20 protein-coding genes and 2 tRNA genes are annotated in these 19,299 nt (G+C 62.1%); 19 read left to right on the top strand and 3 right to left on the bottom strand.

Annotated elements, in window-relative coordinates:
• Positions 1 to 186 precede the first annotated feature (186 nt).
• Both LVY71_RS13690 and LVY71_RS13685 read left to right on the top strand, forming a co-directional pair.
• A tRNA-Val gene (locus LVY71_RS13690) sits at positions 187 to 263 on the top strand.
• Between the two features lie 69 nt (positions 264 to 332).
• On the top strand, positions 333 to 641 hold the full coding sequence (locus tag LVY71_RS13685) for a YciI family protein (protein WP_235100425.1): 309 nt from the start codon (positions 333 to 335) through the stop codon (positions 639 to 641).
• Between the two features lie 49 nt (positions 642 to 690).
• On the opposite strand, the gene LVY71_RS13680 is transcribed toward LVY71_RS13685, so the two are convergent.
• The 3 genes from LVY71_RS13680 to LVY71_RS13670 form a co-directional block, all read right to left on the bottom strand.
• Complete coding sequence (locus LVY71_RS13680) at positions 691 to 1,278, bottom strand: hypothetical protein (protein WP_235100424.1); 588 nt, start codon at positions 1,276 to 1,278, stop codon at positions 691 to 693.
• Complete coding sequence (gene pepT / locus LVY71_RS13675; protein WP_235100423.1) at positions 1,275 to 2,519, bottom strand: peptidase T; 1,245 nt, start codon at positions 2,517 to 2,519, stop codon at positions 1,275 to 1,277. The genes LVY71_RS13680 and pepT overlap by 4 nt, the downstream gene beginning before the upstream one ends.
• Positions 2,520 to 2,743: 224 nt before the next feature.
• Positions 2,744 to 3,043 carry an HU family DNA-binding protein gene (locus LVY71_RS13670; protein ID WP_235100422.1) on the bottom strand — a complete coding sequence of 100 codons (300 nt, stop codon included), beginning with the start codon at positions 3,041 to 3,043 and terminating at the stop codon, positions 2,744 to 2,746.
• A gap of 219 nt (positions 3,044 to 3,262) precedes the next feature.
• Between LVY71_RS13670 and LVY71_RS13665 the strand changes: the two genes are divergently transcribed.
• The 17 genes from LVY71_RS13665 to LVY71_RS13585 all read left to right on the top strand — a co-directional run bounded on the left by LVY71_RS13665 (position 3,263) and on the right by LVY71_RS13585 (position 19,285).
• Positions 3,263 to 3,339: transfer RNA gene (locus LVY71_RS13665), tRNA-Asp, on the top strand.
• Between the two features lie 222 nt (positions 3,340 to 3,561).
• A complete protein-coding gene (locus tag LVY71_RS13660; RefSeq protein ID WP_235100421.1) occupies positions 3,562 to 4,653 on the top strand; it encodes a tartrate dehydrogenase in 1,092 nt (363 codons plus the stop codon).
• A gap of 273 nt (positions 4,654 to 4,926) precedes the next feature.
• Positions 4,927 to 5,292, top strand: a complete 366-nt coding sequence (locus LVY71_RS13655; protein WP_235100420.1) for an NADH-quinone oxidoreductase subunit A — start codon at positions 4,927 to 4,929, stop codon at positions 5,290 to 5,292.
• Positions 5,283 to 5,876 (top strand): NuoB/complex I 20 kDa subunit family protein, encoded by a 594-nt coding sequence (locus tag LVY71_RS13650; protein ID WP_235100419.1) that lies wholly within the window; start codon positions 5,283 to 5,285, stop codon positions 5,874 to 5,876. The genes LVY71_RS13655 and LVY71_RS13650 overlap by 10 nt, the downstream gene beginning before the upstream one ends.
• A 5-nt stretch (positions 5,877 to 5,881) precedes the next feature.
• Entirely contained in the window at positions 5,882 to 6,502 is a 621-nt protein-coding gene (locus LVY71_RS13645; RefSeq protein ID WP_235100418.1) for an NADH-quinone oxidoreductase subunit C, read from the top strand.
• Positions 6,502 to 7,695, top strand: coding sequence for an NADH-quinone oxidoreductase subunit D (locus LVY71_RS13640; protein WP_235100417.1), 1,194 nt, complete (start codon positions 6,502 to 6,504; stop codon positions 7,693 to 7,695). The genes LVY71_RS13645 and LVY71_RS13640 overlap by 1 nt, the downstream gene beginning before the upstream one ends.
• Positions 7,695 to 8,663 (top strand): FkbM family methyltransferase, encoded by a 969-nt coding sequence (locus LVY71_RS13635; RefSeq protein ID WP_235100416.1) that lies wholly within the window; start codon positions 7,695 to 7,697, stop codon positions 8,661 to 8,663. The genes LVY71_RS13640 and LVY71_RS13635 overlap by 1 nt, the downstream gene beginning before the upstream one ends.
• A gap of 35 nt (positions 8,664 to 8,698) precedes the next feature.
• Positions 8,699 to 9,469, top strand: a complete 771-nt coding sequence (nuoE, locus tag LVY71_RS13630; RefSeq protein ID WP_235100415.1) for an NADH-quinone oxidoreductase subunit NuoE — start codon at positions 8,699 to 8,701, stop codon at positions 9,467 to 9,469.
• Entirely contained in the window at positions 9,466 to 9,645 is a 180-nt protein-coding gene (locus tag LVY71_RS13625) for a hypothetical protein (protein ID WP_235100414.1), read from the top strand. Before nuoE ends, LVY71_RS13625 begins: the two co-directional genes overlap by 4 nt.
• Before the next feature lie 10 nt (positions 9,646 to 9,655).
• Positions 9,656 to 10,981: an NADH-quinone oxidoreductase subunit NuoF gene (gene nuoF / locus LVY71_RS13620; protein WP_235100413.1), complete on the top strand. Its 1,326-nt coding sequence runs from the start codon at positions 9,656 to 9,658 to the stop codon at positions 10,979 to 10,981.
• 5 nt (positions 10,982 to 10,986) lie between these two features.
• Entirely contained in the window at positions 10,987 to 13,062 is a 2,076-nt protein-coding gene (nuoG, locus tag LVY71_RS13615; RefSeq protein ID WP_235100412.1) for an NADH-quinone oxidoreductase subunit NuoG, read from the top strand.
• 10 nt (positions 13,063 to 13,072) lie between these two features.
• A complete protein-coding gene (nuoH, locus tag LVY71_RS13610; protein ID WP_235100411.1) occupies positions 13,073 to 14,143 on the top strand; it encodes an NADH-quinone oxidoreductase subunit NuoH in 1,071 nt (356 codons plus the stop codon).
• Positions 14,144 to 14,150: 7 nt separating this feature from the next.
• On the top strand, positions 14,151 to 14,639 hold the full coding sequence (gene nuoI / locus LVY71_RS13605; protein WP_235100410.1) for an NADH-quinone oxidoreductase subunit NuoI: 489 nt from the start codon (positions 14,151 to 14,153) through the stop codon (positions 14,637 to 14,639).
• Between the two features lie 9 nt (positions 14,640 to 14,648).
• A complete protein-coding gene (locus LVY71_RS13600) occupies positions 14,649 to 15,287 on the top strand; it encodes an NADH-quinone oxidoreductase subunit J (RefSeq protein ID WP_235100409.1) in 639 nt (212 codons plus the stop codon).
• Positions 15,284 to 15,592, top strand: coding sequence for an NADH-quinone oxidoreductase subunit NuoK (gene nuoK, locus LVY71_RS13595; protein ID WP_024575298.1), 309 nt, complete (start codon positions 15,284 to 15,286; stop codon positions 15,590 to 15,592). Before LVY71_RS13600 ends, nuoK begins: the two co-directional genes overlap by 4 nt.
• A gap of 112 nt (positions 15,593 to 15,704) precedes the next feature.
• Positions 15,705 to 17,777, top strand: a complete 2,073-nt coding sequence (gene nuoL / locus LVY71_RS13590; RefSeq protein ID WP_235100408.1) for an NADH-quinone oxidoreductase subunit L — start codon at positions 15,705 to 15,707, stop codon at positions 17,775 to 17,777.
• A complete protein-coding gene (locus LVY71_RS13585) occupies positions 17,777 to 19,285 on the top strand; it encodes an NADH-quinone oxidoreductase subunit M (RefSeq protein WP_235100407.1) in 1,509 nt (502 codons plus the stop codon). Before nuoL ends, LVY71_RS13585 begins: the two co-directional genes overlap by 1 nt.
• Positions 19,286 to 19,299 lie beyond the last annotated feature (14 nt).

The following is a 19,299-nucleotide window of genomic DNA, read 5'->3' as shown; positions in this document are numbered from 1 at the left end:
GATGGAAGCGGCGCCCGAAAGGGCGCCGTTTTTCTTTGTTTTAAGGGGAGCATCCTCTCCGAAGCAGGCTGTCCGTGTGGGGAATCATGCCCAAACAAATTCCCTGCCGCGGGCGATGCCGGGTTGCGCCAAAGGGGCCCGTCCAGCTAAAACACGCGGGCATCGCCGGTCATTCAACGGCATCGAGGGCGGTTAGCTCAGCTGGTTAGAGCATCTCGTTTACACCGAGAGGGTCGGCGGTTCGAATCCGTCACCGCCTACCACCGTCACGCCTCCGCCATGTTGCCCGCCTAAGCAACTCGCTATCGTCGGCCCCCAGAGCGATGTGTGTGATGAAGTATTTCCTGTGCCGTTTCATTCCTCCCGGCCCCGATTTCCTCAAGACCATGACGCTCGAGCAGAAGTCGCTGATGAAAGCGCATGGCGACTTCCTGCAAGCGCTGCTGGCAGAAGGCGGCGTCGTCGCACACGGTCCGGTGGCCGATCCGTCAGGCGGCTGGGGCATGTCGCTGTTCGAAACCGCCGACAACGAAACCATGGATGACGTCCGCGCCATCGTCGCGGAAGACCCGATGATCAAGGCGAATATCGGCGCGCGCTACGACGTGCTGCCGATGCTTCAGTTGCGGATGCGGGAATAAATACTTGGCTTTCTCGGTGTAAACGAGATGCGCTCATCACGCTGTCTGGCTACTTTTTCGTTAGCGTGAACTGCGACCGCGTCAGCCGGCACGGCTTGCCGCCAGTGCAATCGGCGAGGGCCAGCAGCTTCGCATCGCGGACGAGATGCTCCTTGGTGTCCTCGGAGCGCTGCGGCGTCAGTACCGTCATCGCGGTGCGCAGCGAATCCGCAATCTCCTCGTTGGCCCTGGCGTCGTTCTTGTCGGTCAGGATGGCCACGTCGATAATGTCGTGGTTGCGCGCGTCGATATCGACGAACACCAGTCCGATCGGCATCGGCTGGAGCGCGACATTGCTGAACGTGCAGGTCGTTTGGTTTTGACAAACCGACAACAGGCGGCGTCCTTCGGGACGCCACAGGCATTCCGGCTTTGCATTCGCACGCACGAGGCACACCGCGATATCGGGGGCCGCGTTGAGATTGAGCTTTGAATTGCCGAGCCGCGGCACGCCGTCCCACGGGCTGCCGTTGGCCTTCGTCGCATCCGCCGTCACGGTGATGTCGAACAGCTGTTCCTGTGCTCCTGCAGCCAGTGGCGCGAGGAGCACCAGCGCCAACGCGAAGGCCGCGCCGAGGCGTCTGATATTCCGGATCATGCTTTTTCTTCCCAGAGCGCCGCGAGGTGCACGATGGTTCGCACCGCCGCTTCCATGTCCTGAACGCTGACCCATTCGAGGCGCGAGTGAAAGGCGTGTTCGCCCGCGAAAATGTTCGGGCAGGGCAGACCCATGAAGGACAGGCGCGACCCGTCGGTGCCGCCGCGGATGCTGCTGAGCACCGGCTGCACGCCGGCGCGGCCGATCGCTTCCAGCGCGTTCTCGACCACTTCGGGGTGACGGTCGAGAACCTCTTTCATGTTGCGGTACTGCTGCTTGACCTCGATCCGGTAGGACGAGCGCGGAAAATCCTTCATGACGGCACGGACAAGGTCTTCGAGCAGGCCTTCCTTTTCCTTCAGGCCCTGTTCGGTAAAGTCTCGCACGATCAGGGACAGCGTTGCGCTGTCGAGGCCGCCTTCCAGGCCCACAGGATGCAGAAAGCCCTCGCGGCCTTCGGTGGTTTCCGGAGTCATGTCCTGCGGCAGCCGGTCGACGATGCGCGCGGCAATCTTGAGCGCGTGCTCCATCTTGCCCTTGGCGAAACCGGGATGCGCGCTGACGCCCTGGATGGTGATGGTCACGCCGTCCGCCGAAAACGTTTCGTCCTCAAGGTGGCCGACGCTTTCGCCGTCGATGGTGTAGCCGAAGGCGGCGCCGAGTTTTGTCAGATCGACCTTGTCCGCGCCGCGGCCGATTTCCTCGTCGGGTGTGAACAGGATCTTGATGGTGCCGTGCCTGATCTGCGGATTGGCGAGCAGCACCTGCACGGCGTCCATGATCTCAGCGACGCCGGCCTTGTTGTCGGCTCCGAGCAGCGTGGTGCCGTCGGTGGTGACGATGTCATTGCCGATCTGCTCGGCGAGCGCGGGATGCTCGGCGGCGCGGATGATCTGCTTTGGATCGGCGGGCAGCATGATGTCGCCGCCCCGGTAGTTGCGAACGATCTGCGGTTTCACGTCCTTGCCGGTGCAGTCCGGCGAGGTGTCCATGTGCGAGCAGAAGCAGATGACGGGCACGGTCTTGCCGGTGTTCGCGGGCAGCGTGCCATAGACATAGCCGTGCTCGTCCATATGCGCGTCTTTGAGCCCGAGATCGCGCAATTCCTGGGCGAGCAGGCGGCCGAGGTCTTTCTGCTTTTCTGTGGAGGGGCAGGTGGGCGACGACGCATCGGACTGGGTGTCGATTCGGACGTAACGCAGGAATCTGTCGAGGACGGTGTGGGTGAAGTTAGGGGACAAGATGGGCGGCTCCGGTTTCGATCGTCATACGCGGGCTTGACCCGCGTATCCATCTCACTTCGGGAAATACATTTCCTGGGAGATGGATTGCCGGGTCAAGCCCGGCAATGACAATCTGGACATTGCGCGCGATCTCGTGTCGGTGCCCCCCAAAAGAAAACGCCATCCCGGCATCGCGTGTCGCGACCGGAACGGCGTTTGATCTCTGCGAGTTAGGCCGTTGTTTAGACGGCTTCCTTGAGTTCCTTGGCGGCGCGGAAGGCAACCTTCTTGCTGGCCTTGATCTGGATCGCTTCGCCGGTGGCGGGGTTGCGGCCCATGCGGGCGGCGCGCTTGCGGACCTGAAGGATGCCGAGGCCGACGATGCGGATGCGCTCGCCCTTCTTGAGGTGCTTGGTGATCTTGGTGACGAGGTCGCCGAGGATGGCTTCGGCGGTCTTCTTCGACAACTCGTGCTCTTCGGCGAGCGCGGCGGCGAGATGCTTGAGGGTCACTGTGGCCGGGGTAGCTGCTTTCTTCGCCATATTGGTCCTCCTCTAGGGCACGTGGCGGTGCGGAACTAACGATATATCAGGGCTTAGTTGATTCGGGAGAGTCCTGACTACGAGTTTTGCCCATAAACAGGCGCTTATTTAAATCGACGGTGGAAAAGAGGCTGACACACAAGGGGATTTGCAACAACCTTGACTTGGAATGTTCGCCCCTTTAAGTCCCACCTCCTGTGCGGTTCGTATTCGATCCACGCGGGAGTAGCTCAGTTGGTTAGAGCGCCGGCCTGTCACGCCGGAGGTCGCGGGTTCGAGCCCCGTCTCTCGCGCCATCCTTAAAAAATCCCCCCATTTATTCAGTGGTTTACTGACGACGCGAGGTGCGCGGCGCGCCCGCCGGGCCGATTTGTCCGGCCGTGAACTGCGCCTGCCGCATTCCCGCCAGTTGCGATTCAGGGTTTTGGCCGCCGCACGCTGTCCTGTATTGCTGGGGCGCGTTCGCTCCGGACGCCAAGAATTCCCCTCAAAACATATGTCAGGCGAGGAACGTCAGCATGTCGTCCACCAGAACCGGGACCAACAGGAAATACAGGCTGGCCGTGATTCCCGGCGATGGTATCGGCAAGGAAGTGGTGCCGGAGGGCCTGCGCGTGCTGGAAGCGGCGGCCAAGAAGTTCAATTTTGAACTAACGCTCGACTCCTTCGACTTCGCGTCCTGCGACTACTATCAGAAGCACGGCAAGATGATGCCGGACGACTGGAAGGCCCAGATCGGCGGCCATGATGCGATCTTCTTCGGCGCGGTCGGCATGCCGTCGATTCTGCCGGACCACATTTCGCTGTGGGGCTCGCTGATCCAGTTTCGCAGGGAGTTCGACCAGTACGTCAACCTGCGTCCCGTGCGCCTGATGCCCGGCGTGACGTCGCCGCTGGCCGGCAGGAAGCCCGGCGACATCGACTTTTTCGTCGTGCGCGAGAACACTGAAGGCGAATACTCGTCCATCGGCGGGCGCATGTTTCCCGGCACCGACCGCGAGGTGGTGATTCAGGAAACCGTCATGTCGCGCACCGGCGTCGACCGGATTCTGAAGTTCGCGTTCGAACTGGCCCAGAGCCGCCCCAAGAAACACCTGACATCCGCGACCAAGTCCAACGGCATCTCGATCACCATGCCGTACTGGGACGAGCGCGTGGAAGAGATGGCGAAAGCCTATCCGGGCGTGAAATGGGACAAGTATCATATCGATATTCTGGCCGCGAACTTCGTGCTGCATCCGGACTGGTTCGACGTCGTGGTCGGATCGAACCTGTTCGGAGACATCCTGTCGGACCTTGGGCCGGCCTGCACCGGAACCATCGGCATTGCCCCGTCGGGCAGCCTCAATCCGGAACGCAAGTTTCCCTCGCTGTTCGAGCCGGTTCACGGCTCCGCGCCGGACATTGCCGGGCAGGGGATTGCCAACCCGGTGGGCCAGATCTGGTCGGCGGCGATGATGCTGGATCATCTCGGAGAGCCGGATGCAGGCCAAGCCATTGTCTCCGCCATCGAGACCGTTCTGGCGGACGAGAAAATGCGGACGCGGGACCTAGGCGGCAAGGCCGATACGGTGGCATGCGGCAAGGAAATCGCACGGCTGCTGTCATAAATTGCACAGGACCGCAGGACTAAGCCAAAGGTCGCAGATGCGCCGGTCCCCGGCGTCGTTCGCGCACGTAATAGGCGCACCGGATCAGGCCATCGGCGGCGCCTGTTGATCCAGGACAATCCGGTCAGGGGCGGTTTTCCCGGGGCGATGGAAGCGGGAACGCGCCTCAAAACAGCTTGTCTTGCCCTCCCTGTTGCGCTGCGCTATCCCTTTCGAACCATTCCAATGTTTCGCGAATCCGCGAGGCAAATTCGGGCAGCACGAGGGTCGCCGATGGGCGGAATTCTGCAGAATTATCTGCCACTAGTGGTGTTTATCGGGGTAGCGGCCGTGATCGGTCTTGCGCTCCTGATTGCGCCCTTCATCGTCGCCTATCAGCAGCCTGACCCGGAAAAGCTCTCGGCCTACGAATGCGGATTCAATGCATTCGACGACGCGCGCATGAAGTTCGACGTCCGGTTCTATCTCGTCGCGATCCTTTTCATCATCTTCGATCTCGAAGTCGCCTTCCTGTTTCCGTGGGCGGTGGCGTTCGGAAAGCTCGGCCTCGCCGGGTTCTGGTCGATGATGGTGTTTCTTGGCGTGCTGACCATCGGCTTTGCGTATGAGTGGAAGAAGGGAGCGCTCGAATGGGATTGAACCCGACAGTTGCTCCCGTCAGGCAGCCAATGGTTTCCCAGGCGGCCACAGGGATTCTCGACCCGCGCACCGGTCAGCCGATCGGCGCGGATGACAAATATTTCCTCGAGGTGAACAACGAACTGTCCGACAAGGGCTTCTTCGTTGCCGCGACCGACGACCTGATCACATGGGCGCGCACCGGCTCGCTGATGTGGATGACCTTCGGTCTTGCCTGCTGCGCGGTCGAGATGATGCAGGTCTCGATGCCGCGCTACGACGTCGAACGCTTCGGCTTCGCCCCGCGCGCGTCGCCGCGCCAGTCCGACGTCATGATCGTCGCCGGTACGCTGACCAACAAAATGGCGCCGGCTTTGCGCAAGGTCTATGACCAGATGCCGGAGCCGCGCTATGTGATCTCGATGGGATCGTGCGCAAACGGCGGTGGCTACTATCATTATTCCTATTCGGTGGTGCGCGGCTGCGATCGCATCGTGCCCGTCGATATTTACGTTCCGGGCTGTCCTCCGACGGCGGAAGCGCTGCTTTACGGCGTGCTGCTGCTGCAGAAGAAGATCCGGCGCACCGGCACGATTGAACGGTAACGCTGATGGACGACGCGCGACTCAACACGCTTGGCGAAACGATTGTGGCCGCGCTTCCGGGCGCGGCGCTCGGGTATGCGGTGGCGTTCAATGAACTGACGGTATCGGTCGATCTGGCGAAGATCGTGGATATCGTCCGCCTGCTGAAGAGCGATCCGCGCTTCCGCTTCGTCAACGTCACCGATGTGACGGCGGTGGATTATCCGGGCCGCGAGAACCGCTTCGATGTGATCTATCACTTCCTGTCGCCGGTGCTGAACACACGGCTGCGGCTGCGCGGCGAAGCCAACGAATCCACCCAGGTGCCGTCGATTATCACGGTGTTTCCGGGCGCGGACTGGTTCGAGCGCGAGACCTACGATCTTTACGGCGTGATTTTCACCGGTCATCCCGACATGCGCCGCCTGCTGACCGATTACGGTTTCGACGGTCATCCGCTGCGCAAGGATTTCCCGCTGACTGGTTTCGTCGAGGTCCGCTACGACGATTCCGAAAAGCGCGTGGTGTACGAGCCGGTCCGGCTCAATCAGGAATTCCGCAAGTTCGATTTCCTCTCGCCATGGGAAGGCGCGGACTATCCGCTGCCGGGCGACGAGAAGGCTGATACGCCGAAGGCAGGTGGCTGATGACTGAACAGCCCGGCATGCGCAACTTCACCATCAACTTCGGACCGCAGCATCCGGCGGCGCACGGCGTGTTGCGGCTTGTGCTGGAGCTCGACGGCGAAGTGGTCGAGCGCGTCGATCCGCATATCGGCCTGCTTCATCGCGGCACCGAGAAGCTGATCGAGCAGAAGACCTATCTGCAGGCGATTCCGTATTTCGACCGGCTCGATTACGTCGCGCCGATGAATCAGGAGCATGCGTTCTGCCTCGCGGCGGAAAAGCTGCTCGGCATCACCGTGCCGCGCCGTGGCCAGTTGATCCGCGTGCTTTACTGCGAGATCGGCCGCATCCTGTCGCATCTCCTCAACGTCACCACGCAGGCGATGGACGTCGGTGCGCTGACGCCGCCGCTATGGGGCTTCGAGGAACGCGAAAAGCTGATGGTGTTCTATGAGCGCGCCTCGGGCTCGCGCATGCACGCAGCATTCTTCCGCGTCGGCGGCGTGCATCAGGACCTGCCGCCGAAGCTGATCGGCGACATCGATGCCTGGTGCGATCCGTTCCTGAAGGTTGTTGACGACCTCGAGACCCTTCTGACCGACAACCGCATCTTCAAGCAGCGCAACGTCGATATCGGCGTGGTCACGCTGGAGCAGGCGTGGGAGTGGGGCTTCTCGGGCGTGATGGTGCGCGGCTCGGGCGCTGCATGGGATCTGCGCAAGTCGCAGCCTTACGAATGCTACGCCGAGATGGATTTCGATATTCCCATCGGAAAGAACGGCGACTGCTACGACCGCTACTGCATCCGCATGGAAGAGATGCGCCAGTCGGTGCGCATCATGAAGCAGTGCATCGAGAAGCTGCGCGCGCCGGACGGGCAGGGCCCCGTCGTTGTCGAGGACAACAAGATCGTGCCGCCGCGCCGTGGCGAGATGAAACGCTCGATGGAAGCGCTGATCCATCACTTCAAACTCTACACCGAAGGCGTCCGCGTTCCCGCCGGCGAAGTCTACGCTGCGGTGGAAGCGCCGAAGGGCGAGTTCGGTGTGTTCCTGGTCGCTGACGGCACCAACAAGCCTTACAAATGCAAGATCCGCGCGCCGGGCTTCGCCCACCTTCAGGCGATGGACTTTATTTGCAGGGGCCATCTGCTGGCCGACGTTTCCGCCATCCTCGGTTCGCTCGACATCGTGTTCGGTGAGGTGGACCGGTGATGGCCCAGCCGCCCATCGTTTTCGATCGCGTCACCGGCGACATGCGTGGCGCCAGTCCGTGGGAGCGCGGCATTGGCCTTGCGCTGATCGCGGGATCGAAGGTGGGCGCGCTCATCTCGCACCGCGGCTATAACGATTGCGCCAATCTGTTGAAAACGCTGCTGCCGGAGCGCGACATCAACATCATGCTCAATCCCGACGCGACGTTCTCGTTCCCCTATGGCGACGGCTACTGGAGCAAGCTGCTCAACCGTACGTTCAAGTACGAGGACGAACTGGAACTGTTCCTGCTGGATTCCGCGGACGTCGACTACACGCTGATCGATTGCGGCGCCAATTACGGCTATTGGTCGGTGATGGTTTCCAGCCGACGCTTCGGCTCGCACCGGTCGATTGCGATGGAGCCATCGTCGAAAAATTTTCCGCGGCTCGCGCATAACGCCAAGATCAACGGCAACCGGTTTTATCCGATCCATGCCGCCATCGGCGCGACGCGCGGCATCGCGCGCCTGTCCGGCACCAAGCATGAAGCTTTCAGCATCGCCGGCGGCGAAAACGCGGGTGGGGAGGAAGTTCAGGTGCTTTCGCTCGACAACCTGATCGACGATGGACGGGTGGCGGCGGAGGGCAAGTACATCATCAAGCTCGACGTCGAAGGCGTCGAGATCGACGCCATGAAGGGCGGCAAGCGGATTCTGGAGACCGACTCGGTGGTGGTCTGCGAGGAGCACGGCAACGACCCGACCCACAGCGTGTCGCGCTACATCCTCGAACAGACGCCGATGAAGGCCATCATCCACGACCCGGCCACCGATCGCTTCGAGGCGCTGACGCAACTCTCCACGCTCGACCGCATCAAGGTCGCCTCGCATGTCGGCTACAATGTTTTCGCCACGTCGAGCGCGTTCTGGGAAGAGCGCATCTACGGTTTGAACTCAGGCAATGCGCGCCGCGCCATGACGCAATAAAAGCTGGCGCAATGAAAGATCGAAAGACCTAAACGATGGCCGTTCGCCGTTTGGCCCCGAAAGAAAAGCAGCCCGCCAGTTTCGCGTTCAGCGCGGAGAATTTGGCGTGGGCGAAGGCGCAGATCGAGAAGTATCCGCCGGGCCGGCAGGCGTCGGCGGTGATTCCGGTCCTGTGGCGCGTGCAGGAGCAGCATGAGGGCTGGGTGTCGGAAGCCGCGATCCGTGCGGTCGCCGATCTGCTTCATATGCCCTATATCCGCGTGCTCGAAATCGCGACCTTCTACACGATGTTCCAGCTCGAGCCGGTCGGCAAGAAGGCGCACGTTCAGGTCTGCGGCACCACGCCCTGCATGCTGCGCGGCGCGAAGGATCTGATCGAGGTCTGCAAGCACCGCATTCATCACGATCAGTTCCATGTATCTGATGACGGTAACTTCAGTTGGGAAGAGGTCGAGTGCCTCGGTGCCTGCGTGAACGCGCCGATGGTCATGATCTGGAAGGACACCTACGAGGATCTGACACCGGATCTGCTGAACAAGGTGCTCGACGGCTTCGAGACTGGCAATCCGCCGAAGCCGGGTCCGCAGATCGACCGTCAGTATGCCGCGCCCGTGACTGGACTGACCTCGCTCAAGTCCGACTCCGGCACCAAGAGCAGCACATCCGCTCCGAAAAAGGAGCCGGTGCTGGCAGATGCCGAACCCAAGAAGCAGACCGAGTCCGCCAACGTGCAGGAGCGCCCTGCGCCGAAGCCGCCGATGGGCGACGCCAGCAAGGCCAATCCGCCGAAGGGGGACAAGTCATGACAGCCGACAAGATCCGTTACATCGGGCTGCATGCGCTTTGCGCGGCGGTCTTCATCTTCGTGCTGAACTTCTACATCCTGAAGTCCGAACTTCAGTCCGCCGTGTTCTGGGCCATCGGCTTCGGCGTGATGGCGGCGGGGCTCGCCTATCAGCAATCCAAGCGTTCGGGGTCTTAAGGTAGCGATCATGCTCGACGACAAGGACCGCATCTTCCGCAATCTCTACGGCCTCGAGGACTGGGGCCTGAAGGGCGCGCGCGCGCGCGGAGCCTGGGACGGCACCAAGGCCATCATCGACAAGGGCCGCGACTGGATCGTCAACGAGATGAAGGCGTCCGGCCTGCGCGGACGCGGCGGCGCGGGATTCCCGACCGGCATGAAGTGGTCGTTCATGCCGAAGGACAATGCCGACGGACGGCCGAGCTATCTTGTCGTCAATGCCGACGAATCCGAGCCGGGCACCTGCAAGGATCGCGAGATCATGCGGCACGATCCGCATCTGCTGGTGGAAGGCTGCCTGATCGCCAGCGCGGCCATGGGCGCGCATGTCTGCTACGTCTATGTGCGCGGCGAATTCATCCGCGAGCGCGAGCATCTGCAGGCTGCCGTCGATCAGGCTTACGAGGCCAAGCTGATCGGCAAGGACAACATCCACGGCTATCCGTTCGACATGTATGTCCACCACGGCGCGGGTGCTTACATCTGTGGCGAGGAAACCGCGCTGCTCGAAAGCCTCGAAGGCAAGAAGGGCCAGCCGCGGCTGAAGCCGCCGTTCCCGGCCAACGTCGGTCTTTATGGCTGCCCGACCACCGTGAACAACGTGGAGTCGATCGCGGTCGCGCCGGACATCCTGCGCCGGGGTGCGGCGTGGTTCGCGGGCATCGGCCGCGCGAACAATGTCGGCACCAAGCTGTTCGGCATCTCGGGTCATGTGAACACGCCCTGCGTCGTCGAAGACGCCATGGGCACCACGTTCCGCGAACTGGTCGAGAAGCACGGCGGCGGCATTCGCGGCGGCTGGGACAACCTGCTGGCGATCATCCCCGGCGGCGCATCCTGTCCGCTGATCCCGGCGGCGGATTGCCAGGAACTGATCATGGATTTCGATGGCACCCGTGCGGTGAAGTCGAGCCTCGGCACTGCCGGCATGATCGTGATGGACAAGTCGACCGACGTGGTCGCGGCCATCGCGCGCATTTCCTACTTCTTCAAGCATGAGAGCTGCGGCCAGTGCACGCCGTGCCGCGAGGGCACCGGCTGGATGTGGCGCGTGCTGTCGCGCATGGTCGAGGGCCGCGCCCACAAGCGCGAGATCGACATGCTGCTGGAAGTCACCAAGCAGGTCGAAGGCCACACCATCTGCGCGCTGGGCGACGCGGCGGCGTGGCCGATCCAGGGCCTGATCCGCGCCTTCCGTCCGGAGATCGAACGGCGCATCGACGATTTCACGCGCAAGGCCACGCTGGATGACCAGGGCATCCTCGATCCGGCCCACATGGTCGCGGCGGAGTGAATGCGATGACCAAGATTCTCATCGACGGCAAAGAGATCGATGTTCCGGCCGAGTACACGCTGTTGCAGGCGTGCGAGGCGGCGGGCGCTGAAATTCCGCGCTTCTGTTATCACGAGCGTCTGTCCATCGCCGGTAACTGCCGCATGTGCCTCGTCGAGGTTGCGGGTTCGCCGAAGCCGGTCGCAAGCTGTGCTTGGGGTGTGCGCGATTGCCGCCCGGGTCCGAAAGGCGAACTGCCGTCGGTCAGCACCAAGTCGCCGATCGTGAAGAAGGCACGCGAAGGCGTGATGGAATTCCTGCTGATCAACCATCCGCTCGATTGCCCGATCTGCGATCAGGGCGGCGAATGCGATTTGCAGGATCAGGCGATGGGTTACGGCGTCGATACCAGCCGGTTCGCCGAGAACAAGCGCGCGGTCGAAGACAAATACATCGGCGTGCTGGTGAAGACTTCGATGAATCGCTGCATCCAGTGCACGCGCTGCGTCCGCTTCACCACGGAAGTGTGCGGCGTGCCGGAAATGGGCCTGACCGGCCGCGGCGAGGACGTCGAGATCACGACCTATCTGGAAAGTGCGCTGACGTCAGAGTTGCAGGGCAATCTCGTGGACATCTGCCCGGTCGGCGCGCTGACCTCCAAGCCCTATGCGTTCGCGGCGCGTCCGTGGGAATTGCAGAAGACCCAGTCCATCGACGTGATGGACGCGGTCGGTTCGGCGATCCGAGTCGATACGCGCGGCCGCGAAGTGATGCGTATCCTGCCGCGCATCAATGAGAACGTGAACGAGGAATGGATTTCCGACAAGACGCGGCACATCGTCGATGGCCTGCGCACCCAGCGTCTCGACCGGCCTTATGTCCGTGAAGATGGCAAGCTGCGCGCGGCCACATGGAGCGAAGCCTTCGCGAAGATCGCCGCGGCGGTTGCGCGCACCGACGGCAAGCGCATCGGTGCGGTCGCGGGCGATCTCGCCGCCGTCGAGGAGATGTTCGCGCTCAAGGAACTGCTGGCGAAGTTCGGCTCGGCCAATGTCGCCCCGCAGGACGGCGCCGCGTTTGATCCGAAGGCGGGCCGCGCGTCCTACATCTTCAATCCGACCATCGCCGGCATCGAGCAGGCGGATGCGTTGCTGATCGTCGGCTCCAATCCACGCAAGGAAGCGGCTGTGCTCAACGCGCGCATCCGCAAGCGCTGGCGCACGGGTCAGCTCAAGATCGGCGTGATCGGCGACAAGGCTGATCTCACCTATAGCTATGAGCATCTAGGCGCGGGCACCGATACGCTGAGCGATCTGGCTGCGGGCAAGCATTCCTTCGCCGATGTGCTGAAGGGCGCCAAGAACCCGATCGTGCTGGTGGGCGCAGGCGTTGCAGGGCGTCACGATGGTTCGGCTGTGCTGGCGCTGGCGGCGAAACTCGCGGTGGACTTCGGCGCGCTGAAGGACGGCTGGAACGGCTTCGCCGTGCTTCACAAGGCGGCCTCGCAGGTCGGCGCGCTCGACATCGGCTTCACGCCGGGTGCGGGCGGCCTGAATGTGGCGCAGATGACGACGTTCGGCACGCTCGACGTGCTGTTCTCGCTCGGCGCGGATGACATTGCGCCGGCCGAAGGCACCTTTGTGGTCTACATCGGCACCCACGGCGACAAGGGCGCGCACCGCGCCGACGTGATCCTGCCGGGCGCGGCGTACACCGAGAAGGCCGGCATCTACGTCAATACCGAGGGCCGTACACAGATGGCCAACCGCGCCGCGTTCCCGCCGGGCGACGCGCGCGAGGACTGGGCCATTGTCCGCGCGCTGTCGGATGCACTGGGCAAGAAGCTGCCTTATGACTCGCTGGGCGCGTTGCGGCAGGCGATCTTCAGGGCCGCGCCGCACCTGATGCGGATCGACCAGATCGAGGCTGGTGATGCAGCGAGCGTGAAGACGCTTGCGGCGCGCGGCGGTTCGGTCGAGAAGGGCGTCTTCAAGAGCCCGGTCGAGGATTTCTACCTGACTAATCCCATCGCGCGGGCATCCGCCGTGATGGCCGAATGTTCCAAGCTCGCCTCCGGGCAAGTCCTGACGGCAGCGGAGTGAATGTGATCCGATGACCGAATTCTTCACAAGCGAGTTGTGGACAGGCTTTCTGTGGCCGCTGATCATCATTGTCGCGCAGAGCGTGCTGATGCTCGTCGTGCTGCTGATCGCGATTGCCTACATCCTGCTGGCAGACCGCAAGATCTGGGCGGCGGTGCAGATCCGGCGCGGCCCTAACGTGGTCGGGCCATGGGGCCTGCTGCAATCCTTCGCGGACCTGCTGAAGTTCGTGCTCAAGGAACCGACGATTCCGGACGGCGCCAACAAGGGCGTGTTCCTGCTCGCGCCACTGGTGAGTTGCGTGTTGGCGCTCGCGGCTTGGGCGGTGATCCCGGTCAACCTCAACTGGGTGATCGCCGACATCAATGTCGGTATCCTCTACATCTTCGCGATCTCGTCGCTGTCGGTCTACGGCATCATCATGGCCGGCTGGTCGTCGAACTCGAAGTATCCGTTTCTCGCCGCGCTTCGCTCCGCCGCGCAGATGGTGTCCTACGAAGTTTCCATCGGCTTCGTCATCATCACGGTGCTGCTGTGCGCCGGTTCGCTGAATCTCACGGCCGTGGTTGAGGCGCAGCACACCCGCGGTCTCGCCAGCCTGATCGGCCTGCCGTGGCTGACGTTCCTGAACTGGTACTGGCTGCCCCTGCTGCCGATGTTCGTCGTGTTTTACGTCTCGGCGCTGGCGGAAACCAATCGCCCGCCGTTCGACCTGGTCGAAGCGGAATCCGAACTGGTCGCCGGCTTCATGACCGAATACGGCTCGACGCCGTATCTGCTGTTCATGCTCGGCGAATATGTCGCGATCTGCACCATGTGCGCGCTGGGGGCCATCCTGTTCATGGGCGGCTGGTTGCCGCCGATCGATCTGCCGCCCTTCAACTGGGTGCCGGGCGTGATCTGGTTCAGCCTCAAGCTGTTCTTCATGTTCTTCATGATCGCGATGGCGAAGGCGATCGTGCCGCGCTACCGCTACGACCAGCTCATGCGTCTGGGCTGGAAAGTGTTCCTGCCGTTGTCGCTGGCGATGGTCATCATCGTCGCCGGTGTTCTGCAATTCGCGGGGCTTGCGCCGAAGTGAGGATGTCATGAGCATAGCAAGCACAGCCAATTCGCTTCTGCTGAAAGAGTTCGTTTCGGCGTTCATTCTCGCCATGCGTTACTTCTTCAAGCCGAAGCCGACGTTGAACTACCCCTTCGAGAAGGGGCCGATCTCACCCCGCTTCCGGGGCGAGCACGCGCTGCGCCGTTATCCGAACGGTGAGGAACGCTGCATCGCCTGCAAGCTGTGCGAGGCGATCTGCCCGGCGCAGGCCATCACCATCGAGGCCGGTCCGCGCCGCAACGACGGCACCCGCCGCACGGTGCGCTACGACATCGACATGGTGAAGTGCATCTACTGCGGACTTTGCCAGGAAGCCTGCCCGGTCGACGCCATCGTTGAGGGGCCGAACTTTGAATTCGCGACGGAAACGCGCGAGGAACTTTATTATGACAAGGCGAGGCTGCTCGCCAACGGCGACCGCTGGGAGCGCGAGATTGCGAAGAATATCGAACTCGATGCGCCGTACCGGTGAGGTGAAGGTATGATCGGTCCAGCGCTCTTCTTTTATCTGTTCGCCGGCGTTTGCGTGGCGTCCGCGATCATGGTCGTGACGTCGCGCAATCCCGTGCACTCGGTGCTGTTCCTGATCCTGGCGTTCGTCAACGCGGCGGGGCTTTTCATGCTGCTCGGCGCGGAATTCCTCGCCATGATCCTCATCGTCGTTTACGTCGGCGCCGTCGCGGTGCTGTTCCTGTTCGTCATCATGATGCTGGACGTGGACTTCGCCGAACTGCGCCAGGGCTTCATCGAATATCTGCCGTTCGGCCTTTTGATCGGCGCGGTGTTCCTCGCCGAACTGCTGCTGGTGGCCGGCGGCTGGGTTCTGAACCCGAATATCGCGAAGGCGATCACGTCGCCGATTCCGGGCGGCGTCACCAACACCGAGGCGCTCGGCCTCGTGCTGTACACGAAATATCTGCCGTACTTCCAGTTGTCGGGAATGGTGCTGCTGGTCGCCATGATCGGCGCCATCGTGCTGACGCTGCGGCACAAGCCGAGCGTGAAGCGGCAGGACATCAACGTCCAGAACGCGCGCACGAAGGCCGCCGCGATGGACGTGCGCAAGGTCGCCGTGGGGCAGGGCTTGCAGGATGCTGATTCCGGGGAGTGGGTGAAATGACGATCGGCCTCGGTCACTATCTCGCTGTCGCCGCGATCCTGTTCACGATCGGCATTCTTGGCATCTTCCTCAACCGGAAGAACGTGATCGTCATCCTGATGTCGATCGAACTCATTCTGCTGGCCGTGAATATCAATCTGGTGGCGTTCTCGTCGTTCCTCGGCGACATCGTGGGACAGGTGTTCGCGTTGCTGGTGCTGACGGTCGCCGCCGCCGAGGCCGCGATCGGTCTCGCCGTGCTGGTGGTGTTCTTCCGCAATCGGGGATCGATTGCGGTCGAGGACATCAATCTGATGAAGGGCTAACGAGCATGATCCCGAAAAGTGGGAACCGGTTTTCGGATCAGATCATGCTCAATGATATGAGCAGAGGTCGGGCGATGCTTTGTGCCGCCGGGCTTCGCTTGGGGACGTCGTTATGATTCAAGCCATCGTCTTCCTGCCGCTGATCGGCGCGCTCCTCGCGGGCGCGATCACGCTGTATGGCGCGCATCGGCGCAATCCGAGCGGCGACGAAATGGACCATGCGCACGGTCATGGGCATGGCGATCACGGGCACGATGCGGCTCATACCCACGCTGCGCACGACGATCATGCGCACGACGATCACGGCCCGGTCGAGCCACCCGCCGCCGGCTCGCGTGCGGCGGAAGTCGTCACCACGGCCTTGCTGCTGATCTCAGCGGCGCTGTCATGGGTGACGTTATTCGATGTCGGCTTCCTGCATCATGATGCGCGAGTTCAACTGCTGACCTGGGTTGGCTCGGGCGATCTCGTCGTGAATTGGGCGTTCCGCGTCGATACGCTGACCGCCGTGATGCTGGTGGTGGTCACCTCGGTATCGTCGCTCGTGCATCTGTATTCGATCGGCTACATGCACGAAGATCCGAACCGGCCGCGGTTCATGGCGTATCTGTCGCTGTTCACCTTCGCCATGCTGATGCTGGTGACGGCGGACAATCTCGTGCAGTTGTTCTTCGGTTGGGAAGGCGTCGGTCTTGCGAGCTATCTGTTGATCGGTTTCTGGTTCCAGAAGCCATCGGCGAATGCCGCAGCGATCAAAGCTTTCGTCGTCAACCGCGTCGGCGACTTTGGTTTCCTGCTCGGCATCTTCGGCATCTTCATGCTGGTGGGGTCGGTCGATTTTGACACAATCTTTGCCGCAGCACCGGGACTTGTCGGCAAGACCATTCACTTCTTCCGATGGGACATCGACGCGCTCACGCTGATCTGCCTGTTCCTGTTCATGGGCGCGATGGGCAAGTCGGCGCAGTTCCTGCTGCACACCTGGTTGCCGGACGCGATGGAAGGCCCGACCCCAGTGTCGGCGCTGATCCACGCCGCGACCATGGTCACCGCCGGCGTGTTCATGGTGGCCCGCCTGTCGCCGCTGTTCGAACTCGCGCCGAATGCGCAAGCCTTCGTGATGTTGATCGGCGCGACCACGGCGTTGTTCGCCGCGACCATCGGCCTCGTGCAGAACGACATCAAGCGCATTATCGCCTATTCGACCTGTTCGCAGCTCGGCTACATGTTCGTGGCGATGGGCGCGGGGGCCTACTCGGTCGGCATGTTCCACCTGTTCACCCACGCCTTCTTCAAGGCGCTGCTGTTCCTCGGCGCGGGCTCCGTGATCCACGCGATGCACCACGAGCAGGATATCCGCGCCATGGGCGGTCTAAAGGACCGGATTCCGTTCACTTACATCACCATGGTGATCGGCACGCTGGCGCTGACCGGCTTCCCGCTGACGGCGGGCTACTTCTCCAAGGATGCAATCATCGAGGCCGCCTTCGTCGCGCACAATCCGTTCGCGCTATACGGCTTCCTCTGCACCGTGGTCGCGGCGGGCCTCACCTCGTTCTATTCTTGGCGCCTGATCTTCAAGACGTTCCATGGCGAACCGCATGACGCGCACCATCATGAGGCGGCGCATGAGAGCCCCTATACGATGCTGATCCCGCTCGGCCTCTTGGCCGCGGGTTCGATCCTCGCGGGCTTCCCGTTTAAGGAACTGTTTGCCGGGCACGGCATCGGGGAGTTCTTCCGCTCGTCGCTGAAGATGAATCCGAAAATCATCGAGGAGATGCATCACATCCCCGCGATGATCGCGTTCCTGCCGACGGTGATGATGGCGCTCGGCTTCCTCGTCTCGTGGCTGTTCTACATCCGTAAGCCGTATCTGCCGGTCGAACTCGCGCACCAGCAGCCGCTGCTCTATAATTTCTTCCTCAACAAGTGGTACTTCGACGAGCTGTACGACATCATCTTCGTGCGCCCGACGAAGTGGCTTGGCCGCTTCCTGTGGAAGAAGGGCGACGGCTTCGTCATCGACGGTTTCGGGCCTGACGGCGTGTCGGCGCGCGTGCTGGATGTGACGCGCAACGTGGTGCGTCTGCAAACCGGCTATCTCTATCACTATGCCTTTGCGATGCTGATCGGCGTGGCTGGTCTCATCACATGGTTTATCTTCGGTCTTGGGGGCCAATGATGACAACCTGGCCCATCCTGTCGGTCGTCACGTTCCTGCCGGTTGTCGGCGCGATCCTGATCTATCTGAGCCGCGGCGACGACGAGGCCGCGCGCGGCAACGCGCGCTGGATCGCGCTGTGGACGACGATCATCACCTTCGCGGTGTCGATCATTCTGGTGTTGCGGTTCGATCCGTCGAATCCGGGCTTCCAGTTCGTCGAAAAGGCGCCGTGGCTCGCCAACACCATCACCTATCACATGGGCGTCGACGGCATTTCGCTGCCGTTCGTGATCCTGACCACTGCGCTGATGCCGTTCTGCATTCTGGCGAGCTGGAAGTCGGTTACCAAGCGCGTGCGCGAATACATGATGGCGTTTCTGTTCCTCGAAACGCTGATGATCGGCACGTTTTCCGCGCTCGACCTCGTGCTGTTCTATCTGTTTTTCGAAGGCGGCCTGATTCCGATGTTCCTGATCATCGGCGTGTGGGGCGGCCCACGCCGGGTCTATGCCAGCTTCAAGTTCTTCCTCTACACGCTGCTGGGCTCGGTGCTGATGCTGCTCGCCATTATGGCGCTGTATCTGAACGCCGGCACCACTGATATTCCGACGCTGATGCACACCGCCGTGCCGCGCAGCCTGCAGACATGGGCCTGGCTGGCGTTCTTCGCGTCCTTCGCGGTGAAAATGCCGATGTGGCCGGTCCACACCTGGCTGCCAGACGCGCACGTCGAAGCGCCGACGGCAGGCTCCGTTGTGCTCGCCGCGATCATGCTGAAGATGGGCGGCTATGGCTTCCTGCGCTTTTCGCTGCCGATGTTCCCGCTGGCCTCGTATGACTTCGCGCCGCTGATCTTCACGCTGTCAGCCGTTGCGATCGTCTACACGTCGCTGGTCGCGCTGATGCAGGAAGACATCAAGAAGCTGATTGCCTATTCGTCGGTCGCTCACATGGGCTTCGTCACCATGGGCATTTTCGCGGGCACCATGCAGGGCGTCGCAGGTGGTGTGTTCCAGATGATTTCGCACGGCATCGTCTCCGGTGCGCTGTTCCTCTGCGTTGGCGTCGTCTACGACCGGCTGCATACCCGCGAGATCGCGGCCTATGGCGGCCTGGTGAACCGGATGCCACTTTATGCCTTCGTGTTCCTCGTGTTCACGATGGCCAATGTCGGCCTGCCGGGAACCTCGGGCTTCGTAGGTGAATTCCTCACGCTGCTCGGCACCTTCAAGGTGAGCATCCCGACCGCGACGGTGGCGTCGCTGGGCGTCATCCTGTCGGCGGCCTATGCGCTGTGGCTCTATCGCAAGGTGGTGTTCGGCGTGCTCGACAAGCCGGCCTTGCAGGGCATCAAGGATCTGACGCTGCGGGAAGGGGTCATTCTGGCGCCACTCGTGGTCCTCACCATTCTCTTTGGCGTGTATCCGAAGCCGGTGCTCGATATGTCGGCGGCGTCGGTGCAGCAGCTTGTGAATAATTACAACACCGCCATCACCGCTGTGAAAGCGGCGGCGTTGGTTCAGTAAGGGCGGGATCGGGC

This window comes from Bradyrhizobium sp. G127 (genome assembly GCF_021502575.1).
Taxonomy (GTDB): Bacteria; Pseudomonadota; Alphaproteobacteria; order Rhizobiales; family Xanthobacteraceae; genus Afipia.
The sequence above is the reverse complement of the archived record's forward strand: the minus strand, read 5'-3'. Positions and strand labels throughout refer to the sequence as shown.

Excerpts from the sequence above, each read along its gene's own strand:
- LVY71_RS13680 (WP_235100424.1), bottom strand. The coding sequence starts at position 1,278 with ATGATCCGGAATATCAGACGCCTCGGCGCGGCCTTCGCGTTGGCGCTG.
- LVY71_RS13585 (WP_235100407.1), top strand. The coding sequence starts at position 17,777 with ATGACAACCTGGCCCATCCTGTCGGTCGTCACGTTCCTGCCGGTTGTC.
- LVY71_RS13685 (WP_235100425.1), top strand. The coding sequence starts at position 333 with ATGAAGTATTTCCTGTGCCGTTTCATTCCTCCCGGCCCCGATTTCCTC.
- LVY71_RS13600 (WP_235100409.1), top strand. The coding sequence starts at position 14,649 with ATGATCGGTCCAGCGCTCTTCTTTTATCTGTTCGCCGGCGTTTGCGTG.
- nuoI (WP_235100410.1), top strand. The coding sequence starts at position 14,151 with ATGAGCATAGCAAGCACAGCCAATTCGCTTCTGCTGAAAGAGTTCGTT.
- nuoG (WP_235100412.1), top strand. The coding sequence starts at position 10,987 with ATGACCAAGATTCTCATCGACGGCAAAGAGATCGATGTTCCGGCCGAG.
- LVY71_RS13660 (WP_235100421.1), top strand. The coding sequence starts at position 3,562 with ATGTCGTCCACCAGAACCGGGACCAACAGGAAATACAGGCTGGCCGTG.
- LVY71_RS13645 (WP_235100418.1), top strand. The coding sequence starts at position 5,882 with ATGGACGACGCGCGACTCAACACGCTTGGCGAAACGATTGTGGCCGCG.
- LVY71_RS13640 (WP_235100417.1), top strand. The coding sequence starts at position 6,502 with ATGACTGAACAGCCCGGCATGCGCAACTTCACCATCAACTTCGGACCG.
- LVY71_RS13670 (WP_235100422.1), bottom strand. The coding sequence starts at position 3,043 with ATGGCGAAGAAAGCAGCTACCCCGGCCACAGTGACCCTCAAGCATCTC.
- nuoE (WP_235100415.1), top strand. The coding sequence starts at position 8,699 with ATGGCCGTTCGCCGTTTGGCCCCGAAAGAAAAGCAGCCCGCCAGTTTC.
- LVY71_RS13635 (WP_235100416.1), top strand. The coding sequence starts at position 7,695 with ATGGCCCAGCCGCCCATCGTTTTCGATCGCGTCACCGGCGACATGCGT.
- LVY71_RS13655 (WP_235100420.1), top strand. The coding sequence starts at position 4,927 with ATGGGCGGAATTCTGCAGAATTATCTGCCACTAGTGGTGTTTATCGGG.
- nuoF (WP_235100413.1), top strand. The coding sequence starts at position 9,656 with ATGCTCGACGACAAGGACCGCATCTTCCGCAATCTCTACGGCCTCGAG.
- LVY71_RS13625 (WP_235100414.1), top strand. The coding sequence starts at position 9,466 with ATGACAGCCGACAAGATCCGTTACATCGGGCTGCATGCGCTTTGCGCG.
- LVY71_RS13650 (WP_235100419.1), top strand. The coding sequence starts at position 5,283 with ATGGGATTGAACCCGACAGTTGCTCCCGTCAGGCAGCCAATGGTTTCC.
- nuoL (WP_235100408.1), top strand. The coding sequence starts at position 15,705 with ATGATTCAAGCCATCGTCTTCCTGCCGCTGATCGGCGCGCTCCTCGCG.
- nuoK (WP_024575298.1), top strand. The coding sequence starts at position 15,284 with ATGACGATCGGCCTCGGTCACTATCTCGCTGTCGCCGCGATCCTGTTC.
- nuoH (WP_235100411.1), top strand. The coding sequence starts at position 13,073 with ATGACCGAATTCTTCACAAGCGAGTTGTGGACAGGCTTTCTGTGGCCG.